The 12,586-nt window shown below is 32.5% G+C and carries 11 protein-coding genes; 6 read left to right on the forward strand and 5 right to left on the reverse strand.

All coding sequences use genetic code 11. From position 1 onward, the window contains the following. Positions 1-80: 80 nt before the first annotated feature. A complete protein-coding gene (locus ACXAHM_RS07940; protein WP_474959956.1) occupies positions 81-1,361 on the reverse strand; it encodes a citrate synthase in 1,281 nt (426 codons plus the stop codon). Between the two features lie 414 nt (positions 1,362-1,775). Between ACXAHM_RS07940 and topA the strand changes: the two genes are divergently transcribed. From topA to lpxK, 3 genes are all read left to right on the forward strand, one after another. Next, a complete protein-coding gene (gene topA, locus ACXAHM_RS07945) occupies positions 1,776-4,208 on the forward strand; it encodes a type I DNA topoisomerase (protein ID WP_474959886.1) in 2,433 nt (810 codons plus the stop codon). A gap of 199 nt (positions 4,209-4,407) precedes the next feature. After that, the gene (sucC, locus tag ACXAHM_RS07950) at positions 4,408-5,598 is read left to right on the forward strand and encodes an ADP-forming succinate--CoA ligase subunit beta (RefSeq protein ID WP_474959887.1); all 1,191 of its coding nucleotides are present in this window, start codon (positions 4,408-4,410) and stop codon (positions 5,596-5,598) included. A gap of 71 nt (positions 5,599-5,669) precedes the next feature. Beyond that, positions 5,670-6,686: a tetraacyldisaccharide 4'-kinase gene (lpxK, locus tag ACXAHM_RS07955; RefSeq protein ID WP_474959888.1), complete on the forward strand. Its 1,017-nt coding sequence runs from the start codon at positions 5,670-5,672 to the stop codon at positions 6,684-6,686. On the opposite strand, the gene ACXAHM_RS07960 is transcribed toward lpxK, so the two are convergent. Beyond that, entirely contained in the window at positions 6,632-7,330 is a 699-nt protein-coding gene (locus tag ACXAHM_RS07960; RefSeq protein ID WP_474959889.1) for an arginine-tRNA-protein transferase, read from the reverse strand. The two genes, lpxK and ACXAHM_RS07960, sit on opposite strands and share 55 nt — an antisense overlap. A gap of 169 nt (positions 7,331-7,499) precedes the next feature. Here ACXAHM_RS07960 and ACXAHM_RS07965 point away from each other — a divergent pair, with 169 nt between their 5' ends. The 3 genes from ACXAHM_RS07965 to greA all read left to right on the forward strand — a co-directional run bounded on the left by ACXAHM_RS07965 (position 7,500) and on the right by greA (position 9,261). After that, the gene (locus tag ACXAHM_RS07965; protein WP_474959890.1) at positions 7,500-8,180 is read left to right on the forward strand and encodes a 4Fe-4S dicluster domain-containing protein; all 681 of its coding nucleotides are present in this window, start codon (positions 7,500-7,502) and stop codon (positions 8,178-8,180) included. A gap of 4 nt (positions 8,181-8,184) precedes the next feature. Next, positions 8,185-8,691 carry an NADH-quinone oxidoreductase subunit J family protein gene (locus ACXAHM_RS07970; RefSeq protein ID WP_474959891.1) on the forward strand — a complete coding sequence of 169 codons (507 nt, stop codon included), beginning with the start codon at positions 8,185-8,187 and terminating at the stop codon, positions 8,689-8,691. 105 nt (positions 8,692-8,796) lie between these two features. Next, on the forward strand, positions 8,797-9,261 hold the full coding sequence (gene greA, locus ACXAHM_RS07975) for a transcription elongation factor GreA (RefSeq protein ID WP_474959892.1): 465 nt from the start codon (positions 8,797-8,799) through the stop codon (positions 9,259-9,261). Between the two features lie 32 nt (positions 9,262-9,293). On the opposite strand, the gene purU is transcribed toward greA, so the two are convergent. The 3 genes from purU to lptB form a co-directional block, all read right to left on the reverse strand. Further along, on the reverse strand, positions 9,294-10,169 hold the full coding sequence (purU, locus tag ACXAHM_RS07980; protein WP_474959893.1) for a formyltetrahydrofolate deformylase: 876 nt from the start codon (positions 10,167-10,169) through the stop codon (positions 9,294-9,296). 4 nt (positions 10,170-10,173) lie between these two features. After that, positions 10,174-11,682 (reverse strand): GH3 auxin-responsive promoter family protein, encoded by a 1,509-nt coding sequence (locus tag ACXAHM_RS07985; RefSeq protein WP_474959894.1) that lies wholly within the window; start codon positions 11,680-11,682, stop codon positions 10,174-10,176. A gap of 94 nt (positions 11,683-11,776) precedes the next feature. Then, positions 11,777-12,517 (reverse strand): LPS export ABC transporter ATP-binding protein, encoded by a 741-nt coding sequence (lptB, locus tag ACXAHM_RS07990; protein WP_474959895.1) that lies wholly within the window; start codon positions 12,515-12,517, stop codon positions 11,777-11,779. Between the last annotated feature and the right edge of the window lie 69 nt (positions 12,518-12,586).

Genomic DNA, 12,586 nt, shown 5'->3' on the forward strand with positions numbered 1-12,586 from the left:
GCTTTTTATTCGCAAAAAAATATTAGCATACAAAAAAAGCCATCAAAAAATTGATGGCTTCTAAGATGAAATATCTTAATTTATTTTGTTGGATAAGGTCTAGCTACAGGACCAGTATATACCTGACGCGGACGTGAGATAGGCTGGTTTAATTCTCTAGATTCTTTCCATTGTGCAATCCAACCAGGAAGACGTCCTAATGCAAATAATACAGTGAACATTTCAGTTGGGAAGCCCATAGCTTTGTAAATAATTCCAGAATAGAAATCTACATTTGGATATAATTTTCTCTTTTGGAAGTACTCGTCGTTTAATGCTTTTTCTTCTAAACCTTTTGCAATTTCAAGAAGTGGATCATTGATACCTAACTTGTCAAGTACCGCATCTGCGTGCTTCTTAATGATTTTTGCTCTTGGATCGAAGTTTTTATATACTCTATGACCGAATCCCATTAAACGGAATGGATCATTTGGATCTTTAGCTTTTTCAATAAACTTGTCAACATCACCACCATTAGCATGAATGTCTTCAAGCATTTCAATAACTGCTTGGTTAGCACCACCATGAAGAGGTCCCCAAAGTGCGTTAATACCTGCAGCTACTGCTACATATAGAGAAGCTTGAGAAGAGCCTACTACTCTTACTGTAGCTGCTGAACAGTTTTGCTCGTGGTCAGCGTGTAAGATTAATAATTTATCTAAAGCGTCTACTAATACTGGATCCATATCATAATCTTCTACTGGAAGACCAAACATCATTTTCATGAAGTTTTCGATATAGCTTAATTTATTTTCAGGGTACATCAATGGATGACCTACACTTTTCTTATATACCCAAGATGCTAAAGTAGGTAACTTTGCAATCAGTCTATGGATTGTCAAGTCAACCATTTTAGGATCTCTATTTGGATCTAATGATTCTGGGTGGAATGCAGTTAGTGAAGTAACTAAAGAAGATAATACTCCCATTGGGTGTGCATCTGCAGGGAATCCATCAAAAATCTTTCTTACGTTTTCGTGTACTAACGTGTGACGTGAAATGTCATTTTTGAATTTATCAAACTCTTGTGCGTTGGGTAATTCACCATTGATTAATAAATAAGCTACTTCAGAGAAAGTAGAATGCTCACAAAGGTCTTCGATAGAGTAACCTCTATATCTTAAAATACCTTTTTCACCATCTAAAAATGTGATATCACTTGTTGTAGATCCTGTATTTTTGAATCCAACATCTAAAGTGATTAAACCACTTTGTGCACGAAGCTTACTGATATCTAAACCAATTTCTTCTTCTGAACCTTGAATAGCTGGTAAGTCATAAGTTTTACCAGCGTATGATAATTGCGCTGTATTGTTATCCATGTCTTTTTTGTCGGAATTTGTTTGAGGTTTGTTGTGGTCAAGTTCTACTTCTTGCATAACTAAAAAGTGTTAATTATTCTTATTTTCGCACGTGTTTTATTCAAAAATTGATCGTCTCTCGTTTTGAATGCCTAAATATATTTTAAGATTTATTGTTTTGCAAAAAAATAGGGGTAATTCATGCCTTTATTGCATAAAATAGGCTAGAAATCAGAAGAATTAATTTAATTCATATTTAAATGACATTTATCATGCTTTTGAGGTAATTTTATTCAAAATTGCAAGAAAAAAAATAAATTCTTGATTTTCTTTGAACTTTAATCAAGTTTGTGATAAGTTGTTTCGCGCGGGAGAAATGACAACATTAAATCCCATTACAATATTCTAGAATAAAAGAATACTATTTATATATATATGACCAAGAATTTACTAATAGTCGAGTCACCAGCCAAAGCCAAAACTATAGAAAAATATTTAGGAGGTGATTACACAGTAAGATCTAGTTATGGACACGTTAGAGATCTTAAGAAAGGAAATGATGCCATAGATGTTGATAATGATTTCAACCCTACTTATGAAATATCATCAGATAAGAAAGATGTAATTAGAGAGTTAAAGAAATTATCCAAGGAAGCTGAAATGGTATGGTTAGCAACCGATGATGACCGCGAAGGAGAGGCGATTTCTTGGCATTTAAAAGAAACCCTTAAACTTAAAGAAAACGATACTAAAAGAATTGTTTTTAGAGAGATTACAAAGACGGCAATTAAATCGGCAATTCAGAAACCAAGAACAATTGATATTGATCTTGTGAATGCACAACAAGCAAGACGTATTTTAGACCGCTTAGTTGGTTTTGAATTATCTCCTGTTTTATGGAAAAAGATCCAAAGAGGACTTTCAGCTGGTAGAGTACAAAGTGTTGCGGCAAGATTAGTTGTAGAAAGAGAAAGAGAAATTGAGTCATTCAAAGCAAAAGACTTTTTTAAAGTTGTGGCTTCGTTTGATCTAGGTAATAACAAAAGCTTAGAGGCAGAGTTAACAACAAAATTTAAAACGAAAGAAGAAGCTGAATCTTTCTTAAATGATTGTGTTAACGCTGATTTTAAAATTAGCGACATTAAAACAAGGCCAGGTAAGAAAACACCTGCACCGCCTTTTACTACTTCAACATTACAACAAGAAGCAAGTAGAAAGTTAGGTTATTCAGTAGCCTCAACAATGTCTATTGCTCAGAAGTTATATGAAGCAGGTCACATTACTTATATGCGTACCGATTCATTAAATCTTTCAGAAGAGGCAATTCAGTCTGCTACTAATGAAATTTCTAATGTTTATGGAAATGATTACGTTCAAGTAAGACACTTCAAAACCTCTAATAAAGGTGCACAAGAAGCCCATGAAGCAATTAGGCCAACAAATTTTCAGAATCATAAACTAAGCTTATCTGATAATAGAGAAGCGAGATTATATGATTTAATCTGGAAAAGAGCTGTCGCATCTCAAATGGCTGATGCAAAATTAGAAAGAACAACTGCAGAAATAACGACAGATAAACGTTCTGAAAAATTTGTAGCCAAAGGTGAAGTTGTAACTTTTGAAGGTTTTTTAAAGGCTTATATTGAATCTAATGATGATGATCATGATGAGGATGAGGAAACAAAAGGAATGTTGCCACCTTTGAATGTAAATCAAGATATGCCTCTTAATAATATGTCTGCGACTCAACGTTTTTCTAGACCTCCAGCAAGATATACTGAAGCAAGTTTAGTAAAAACATTGGAAGAAAAAGGTATTGGACGTCCTTCAACTTATGCACCCACAATTTCTACGATCCAACGTCGAGAATATGTGATTAAAGAGGCAAGAGATGGAAAAGAAAGAAACTATACTCAGTATGTATTAGAGAAAGGTAAGGTAACAGAGAAAAACCTAACTGAAACTTATGGTACAGAGAAGGGTAAGCTGTTCCCAACAAATATGGGTATGGTTGTAAATGATTTCTTAGTAAAACATTTTGAAAATGTTGTTGACTACTCTTTCACTGCACAAGTCGAGGAACAGTTTGATGAGATTGCACATGGAAATTTAGAATGGCAATCAATGTTGAAAGATTTTTACAAACCTTTCCATCATACTGTTGTTGATACAGAAGAAAACGCTGATCGAGCAGAAGCACATGCTGAAAAAGAATTAGGAATTGACCCTGCTACAGGTAAAAAAGTTCTGGTTCGTTTAGGTAGATTTGGACCTATTGCTCAAATTGGTGAGCAAGACGATGAAGAAAAGAAATTTGCCTCATTACGTAAAGGACAATATCTAGAAACAATAACTTTAGAAGAAGCTTTAGAGCTATTCAAGTTACCTAGAACATTAGGAAAATATGAAGATAAAGTAGTTGTAGCAGCTATTGGCCGTTTTGGACCTTATATTCGTCACGATGGTAAGTTTGTTTCATTAGGGAAGGAATATGCTCCTGAAACTGTTGAATTAGAGACTGCCATTGAATTAATTTTAGCAAAACGTAAAGCTGACGCTGAAAAATTAATTAAAGTTTTTGAGGAAGAGGAAAACTTACAAATTCTTAATGGACGTTGGGGACCTTATATTTCTTACAATAAAGCAAATATTAAAATCCCTAAGGAATTAAAGGAAAAAGCAAAAGAGCTAACTTATGATGAAGTTAAAAAAATCATAGAAGAAGCTCCAGAGCCTAAAACTAGAGGAGGGAAAAAAGCAGCAGCCAAAAAAGAGCCTGCTAAAAAAACAGCTACTAAGAAAACAACGGCTAAAAAAGCCACTGCAAAAAAGACAACAACTAAGAAAAAAGCAGCCACAAAAAAATAAAAAATATTAATTAGTGGGCCTTTTTATCTGAATTATAAGTAAAAATGTGTTCGCTTAGGTGTGTAATCGCCTAAGCGAATTTCACTTTACATTTATTTTATTTACAATTGTACTACCAAACGCACTAGACGTTAGTTCAAGTGCTTTTTTTAAGTAGCAATACACAAAACAAACTTGTGCACCCAACGGGTAAATTGTCATGAACATTCACGAATACCAAGCAAAAAGCATCCTTAAGGAATACGGAGTTAAAGTTCCTGCAGGATATGTAGCAGAGACCCCAGAAGAAGCTGTGGAGGCTGCAAAAAAACTTAACGAAGAAACAGGCACGAACTTCTGGGTTGTAAAAGCTCAAATTCATGCTGGTGGCCGTGGTAAAGGCGGTGGAGTTAAAGTTGCAAAAAGCATGGACGATGTAAAATCTCTATCTGAGCAAATCATCGGAATGCAATTAGTGACACCACAAACGGGTCCTGAAGGTAAAAAAGTTAATAAAGTAATGATTCAACAGGATGTTTACTATCCAGGTGAGTCAGAAATTAAAGAATATTACATGTCTGTTTTACTAGATAGATCAACTGGTAAAAACATGATTATGTACTCTACTGAAGGTGGTATGGACATTGAAGAAGTTGCAGAGAAAACTCCTGAACTTATCTTCAAAGAAGAAATCGATCCAGCAGTAGGAATCCAAGGTTTCCAAGCAAGAAGAGTTGCTTTCAACTTAGGTACTTCTGGAAAATCTTTCAAAGAGATGACGAAATTCGTTACTGCTCTTTACAATGCATATGTAAATACTGATTCTGAAATGTTTGAAATCAACCCTGTTTTCAAAACTTCAGATGATCAAGTAATGGCTGTTGATGCTAAAGTTGGTATCGATGACAATGCATTATATCGTCATAAAGATATCGCTGCTATGCGTGATATCACAGAAGAAGATCCTACAGAAGTAGAAGCTGGCGAATCTGGTCTTAACTATGTAAAACTTGACGGTAACGTTGGTTGTATGGTTAATGGTGCAGGTCTTGCAATGGCAACAATGGATATGATTAAGCTTTCTGGTGGTGATCCTGCTAACTTTCTTGATGTAGGAGGTGGAGCAAATGCTACTACAGTAGAAGCTGGATTCAGAATCATCCTTAAAGATCCAAACGTAAAAGCGATCCTTATCAACGTATTTGGTGGTATCGTTCGTTGTGATCGTGTTGCAAACGGTGTTGTTGAAGCTTACAAAAACATTGGTGATATCCAAGTACCAATCATCGTACGTCTTCAAGGTACAAACGCTGAAGAAGGAGCTAAAATCATTGACGAGTCAGGATTAAAAGTAACTTCTGCAATTACTTTAAAGGAAGCTGCAGAGAAAGTAAAAGCTGCTTTAGCTTAATTTTACTTTCCTAAAGAATATTTGAACCCATCTGTTTTTCAGATGGGTTTTTTATTATCTATTTTTGTAAAATGAAAGGAATTTTAAAGCCATTATCCAAACTTTACGGGTATATCACTTCTATCAGAAATAAAAATTATGATTCTGGAAAAAGCCGTGTTGTATCTTTTACTATTCCCATAATATCAGTAGGTAACTTGTCTGTAGGTGGTACGGGAAAGACACCTTTTGTAGAGTTTCTTATTAATCGATATAAAACTAATTATAAAATTGGAGTATTAAGTAGAGGATATGGTAGAAAAACAAAAGGGGTAATTTATGCAGATGAATCTGCTAGTGCAAAAACTATAGGAGATGAACCAATGCAATATCATTCAAAATACTCTGATATAGAAGTAGTAGTTGCTGAACAAAGAGTATTGGGGATGCCTTCTTTTGAAAAAGCTAATCTTGTCATTTTAGATGATGCATTCCAACATAGAGCAATTGATAGGGATGTTAACATTATGTTGTCTGATTATAATAAACCTTTTTTTAAAGATCATGTTTTGCCATTAGGAAGACTTAGAGAGAAAAGAAAAGGTGCTTGTAGGGCTGATATTATTATTTTCACAAAAGTGAAAAATGAGCTTAATGCAGAAATTATTAATGACTATATACTAAATAGTAAAGTTTATGCTCCTGAGGCTAAAATATATTTTACTTCTATTGAATATGGTCAAGCTTATGATTTGCAATCTAATCAAGAATTAAGCATCAAAAATTTAGAAGTGTTTATGATGACTAGCATAGCGAATGCAAACCCATTTGTAGAACATATTCAAGAAAACTTAAATTGTTCAATAAAAAAACATTACCAATTTAGAGATCATTATTCATTTACAGAAAAAACAGTAGCAAGAATTGAAAATGAGATTGGTAAGAATAAAATAGTCATTATTTCAGAAAAGGACGCAGTAAAATTAAAGCCATTATGTATTGATTCTTCTTTGAAATTTGTTGTAATTCCTATTCAACCAAAAGTTTTAAATAATCAAGAAGAGGATTTACTTTCTGATATTGACTTAATAATTGGTAAATCAGAATAATTGAGCCATTTATCTAAAACCCAATCATATCCTTCCATAGCATTGAATTTCTTCTTATAATCATAAAAAGACGGTACATCATAACAATAGCCATGGTAGTAATAATTCATTTCTAATTGTTTTGCATAGCTTAATTCAATAAGCATAGTATAAAGTCCCAAACTATAACTTTTATAGTCTGGAGAAAACAGACCATAAATACTTGACATTGAGTATTCTCCAATACCTATATAGCTAATGGCGATAGTTTTCTCATTGTCAAACACTCTAACTTCTAAGATTGTTGTAGGAGTAGATGAAGGGTGCTTTGAAGAAAGAAAGTCAAAAATTGAATTAGGTATATTATCAACAAATTTCATTTTATGAAGATCAAATAACGAATGTGTCATTTGATCTATTTCAACTTTTTGAATACTTAATTCAAAACCTTCGCACTTTCTAATTATTTTTCTTTGAGATTTTGAGAGTTTGAACTCATTTGCCTTAATTCTAAGAGGTATAACATTACATACTTTTTCATCATGTATATTAATGTTATATCTGAAAAAATTTTCTCCAAAATGTCTCCATCCTTTACTTAGTAAATAATCATATTGTGAAGGTGAAACCCATGATCTAGAAAATTCTTCTAAAATATATTTCATAGTTTTTTATTAAAGGCAAAATAGGCTTGTTGTCATTTTGAATGGCATTTTATTGTGTGAATTTAATAGAAAAAAATAAGATATTTAATTCGATGAATATTTTTTCTTAAACATATTAATTGAGTGTATTAATTATTAACTTTACAATAATAATTATAATGATTTGCGAATGAGTAAAAAAATAGGAGCAAATAATTCATACTTCGGTAATATTAAAGAAGCATATAAAACTTCAAAACATGGTCTGAAAATTACTTTAGAGCACTTTAAAGATGCACTTAAGAATGAGAGAAGAGATCCATCCGGAGTAAGCAGTGATAACTACTTTGATAAACAAAATACCATTGTTACATTAAAATATCCTGAGGAAGTTTTACCTGTACCTGATAATGGACGGTATAAACTTGATTTAGAGGTAGATGATTGTATCGTTTGTGATAAATGTGCCAAGATCTGTCCAGTTGATTGCATTGATATTGAACCTATTAAGGCTACTGAAGTTATTGGAGAAACTTCAGATGGTACTCCAAAACGTATTTATGCAGCAAAGTTCGATATTGATATGGCAAAATGCTGTTTCTGTGGATTATGTACTTATGTATGCCCGACAGAATGTTTGACCATGACAAAGTCATATGATTTTAGTGAGTTTGATATGAGAAGTTTAACTTATGGTTTTGCTGATATGTCACCTGAGGAAGTTGCAGAAAAAAATAAATTATATGAAATAGAGCAGGAGAAAAAGAAGGCTGCGAAACTAGCACAAACAAAAGAAATTGAATCAACTGGTACAGAAGTTAAAAAATCGACTCCAAAACCAAAATTTAAACCAAGAGTGATAAAAAAATAATTCTATGGAGATAATCATTTTTTATATTTTGATGGGAGTAATAGGCTTATCATCTCTAGCTTTATTCTTTACAAAAAATGTAATTCATAATGCAGCCTATTTATTGTTTTCATTATTATCAATAGCTGGACTTTTTGTATTAAGCGGTGCTGATTTTATTAGTATCACTCAAGTAATGGTATATATTGGTGGTGTTTTAGTTTTACTACTTTTTGGAGTAATGTATACTAAAAATTCAGTAGATCGAACTATGAGTAGCGGGTCTAAAAGGAATTTAATTGGGCTTGGAATAGGATCTATACTATTTAGTGTTCTCAGTTATGCTATTCTTAATGAAAACCTTGATCGTAGTTATTCAATAAATACTGAAGGAGTAACAGGACAATTAGGTATGGCATTCATGACCAATCAAATTTTTGCTTTTGAGTTAACTGCAATATTATTACTTGTTGTTTTAATTGGTGCAGTATTCATAGCTGGTAAAGCAGATAAAACAATAGATAATGCTTGATTTATTTTAAAAATTATCTGATATACTATATATTTGTTTTTTTCACGATTATGTAACGATCTCATTTATTGGGTCGTTTTTTCATTTATAGATAAAATTAAACTTATGGCACAATATTATACAGCTGAAGGCCTTCAAAAATTGTCTGATGAGCTTACTGAGCTAAAGACAAAAGGAAGAGCTGATATTGCTCGTCAAATCGCTGAGGCTACTGACAAAGGAGACTTAAGTGAAAATGCCGAGTATGATGCGGCAAAAGATGCACAAGGCCATTTAGAAGCTAAAATCGCAAATCTTGCCAACCTAATTGCTAATGCAAGAATTATTGATGAGTCAAAATTAGATGCGTCAAAAGTTGGTATTCTTTGTACAGTTAAAATAAAAGCTCCAACTGGTGCTGAAATGTCATATACTTTAGTATCAGCCAAAGAAGCTAATGTTCGAGAAAATAAAATTTCTATTGATTCACCAATTGCTCAAGGTTTAGTGGGTAAAAAAGTAGGAGAGGTAGCGGAAGTGAAAACTCCACGAGGGATGATGAAATTTGAAATATTAGATATTTCTTTATAAAAAAAGGGTGAAATTACTTTCACCCTTTTTAGTTAATCAAAAATTATGGTCTTGTTTTTATAGGTCATTAATTTTCGATTTACATGTTGATACAAAGCTCTAGATAAAACAATTTTTTCCAAATCTTTACCCTTTCTAATCAATTCTTTTACAGTATCCTTGTGACTCACCTTAGCTACATCTTGCTCTATTATTGGCCCAGCATCTAGGTCTGATGTTACATAATGAGAAGTTGCACCAATAATTTTCACACCTCTTTCATGAGCTGCATGATATGGTTTAGCTCCAACAAATGCAGGTAAAAATGAATGGTGAATATTAATTATTTTATCTGGATAACTTTCTATAAATGTGGAAGATAATATTTGCATATATCTAGCAAGTACAACAAAATCAATATTGTTTTCTTCCATTAATTTTAATTGTGCTGCTTCCTGTTCCTTTTTGTTGTCTTTATTCATCGGGAAATAATAAAAAGGAATATTAAATTTATCAGCCACCTTTTTCAAATGCTCATGATTACTAATGATCAAAGGAATTTCAGCTTGTAATTCTCCAGAATCAGTTCTAGATAAGATATCATATAGGCAATGAGACATTTTTGTGACAAATAAAGCCATACGTGGTTTTTGATCACTAAAGAAAAGTTTGAAAGTCATATCAAACTTTTTTGCTAAAAGTGTTTCTATATAATCACATATTTTATCTTCAGGAATAAGAAAAGAATCCAATTCAAATTCAACGCGCATAAAAAATCTTTCTTCTTCTCGGTCTACATATTGATCTAGATAGATTATATTTCCTTGATTCTCATGTATGAATTGAGTAGTATAAGAAATTATTCCCTTTTGATCAGGACAATGCATAAGAAGTATTGCAGTCTTTGATCTGTTTGTTTGTTGTTTCATATTATTACGATAATGACGCTAGTAATGAATCTAAATATTCTCGATGATTCGCTAATCGAGGTACTTTATTCTGACCTCCTAATTTTCCTCTTGATTTCATCCAATTGTAAAAAGATTTTGGTTCAAGGAAATGTATTTTAGGTTTTACTAGTGCAATGTTTTTGTATCTTTTTGCATCATAATCAGAGTTTATTTCTCTTAGTTTATTATCTAATGTATCAATAAATAAAGTCTGATCATTTGGTGCATGTTTGAATTCAATGGCCCATTCATGCCCACCTTTTTGCCCTTCTTGTAAATAAACAGGTGCTGCTGTGAAATTTCTAACCTCTGCATTTGTAATTTTACAAGCTGCCTTAATTGCTTCTTCAGCATTTTCTATGACAACTTCCTCTCCAAATGCATTAATGAAATGTTTTGTTCTTCCAGAAATTTTAATTCTATATGGATATTTTGAAGTAAAACGAACAGTGTCGCCTATTAAATATCTCCAAAGACCTGCATTTGTAGTTATTACTATTGCGTAGTTTTTACCAATTTCAACATCATGAAGTTGTACTACTTTAGGGTTTTCTTTATCAAACTCAGACATTGGAATGAATTCATAAAAAACGCCATAATCTAGTAATAATAATAATTCGTCGTCATTAGTAGTATCTTGAATCCCAAAGAAACCTTCAGATGCATTATATACATCCATAAAATGCATATCACTACGTCCTATAAGTTTCTTGAAAGTTTCACGATATGGTCCAAAAGCAACAGCACCATGAAAAAAGACTTCTAGATTTGGCCAAACTTCTCTCAAAGAGGATTTGCCCGTCTGTTCTAATATTTTTTCAATTAAAACTAGTGTCCAGGTAGGAACACCTGCAATACTTGTGATATTTTTATCTACAGTTGTTTCTGCGATTTTTTGAATCTTAGATTCCCATTCATCCATTAATGCCACTTCCAGTTCGGGAGCCCTCATGAATTGAGCCCAAAAAGGAAGGTTTTTCATGATGATTGCAGAAACATCGCCCATTAAATTATTATTAGAGCCATCTTGTTGTAAACTACCGCCAATTCCAAGACTTTTACCAAAAACGAATTTTGAGTTAGGGTAGTTATTAAGATAAATTGTCATTAGGTCTTTTCCTGCTTTATAATGACAATCTTCTAGAGCTTCTTTTGAAACGGGTATAAATTTACTTCTCGCATTTGTAGTGCCTGAAGATTTAGAAAATTCAGTAATTTTTGTGGGCCATAAAATATTTTGTTCCCCATTTATCATTCTTTCGATATAGGGGTATAAATCCTCATATCTTGAAATAGGAACTTTATTTTCAAAAGCTTCTAAGCTAGTTATAGACTTATAATTGTATTTCTTTCCCCATTCTGTATTAGTAGCACTAGTAATCAGGTCTTTAAAAAGCGTTTCTTGTACTTCAATGGGGTGCATCATAAAGTGTTCAATCTGATGCATTCTTCTTTTTGATATCCAACTAATGGCAGAAGAAAGTATTTCCATGTTTTAAAGAGTAGTTCAGATAGTAATATACAATATTTTTGGGGTATCAAAAAAAGGACACCCATTTGAGTGTCCTTTATTTTAAAGATAAATTCTACTCAGAAAAATCTTTCTTTTTGTACTCTGCATATTCACCGAAGTAAGCTTTTCTAACTTCAGGATCATTAATTAATTGCTCAGGAGTACCATCTCTAAATACAACACCACTTTGTAATATATATACTCTATCTGTAATTGATAAAGTTTCTGTAACATTATGGTCAGTAATTAAGATACCAATATTTTTCTTCTTAAGATTATATACAATTCTTTGAATTTCTTCAACTGCAATAGGGTCAACACCAGCGAATGGCTCATCAAGAAGTACAAAACTTGGATTCGTCGCTAATGTACGAGCGATCTCAGTTCTTCTTCTTTCACCACCTGACAATGACATACCTAAATTATCACGAACGTGAGTTAATGAAAATTCATTTAATAAATTCTCGACTCTTTGCTTTTTCTCTTCTTTAGAAATTTTTTCCATCTCTAAAGGAAGCATAATATTCTCTTCAACTGTCAGCCCTCTAAAAACAGATGGTTCTTGTGCTAAATAACCAACACCTTTTTGAGCACGTTTGAACATTGGTAATTGTGTGATATTTTCTGAGTCAAGATGAATCTCACCATTGTTAGGTTTAATTAGACCTACAATCATGTAGAAGCATGTTGTTTTACCTGCACCGTTTGGTCCAAGTAGTCCAACGATTTCACCTTGCTCTAAATGAATAGAAACATCATTAACTACAGTACGTTTTCCGTAGTGCTTAATAAGATTATCTGCTTTTAGTATCATTATATAAAAATAATTTCTTCTAAATTTAATTGAGGAAATTTAATAGGCTTTCCTTAAATTTCTCTCAAA

It is taken from the genome of Flammeovirga sp. AWQ4_249, assembly GCF_056161045.1.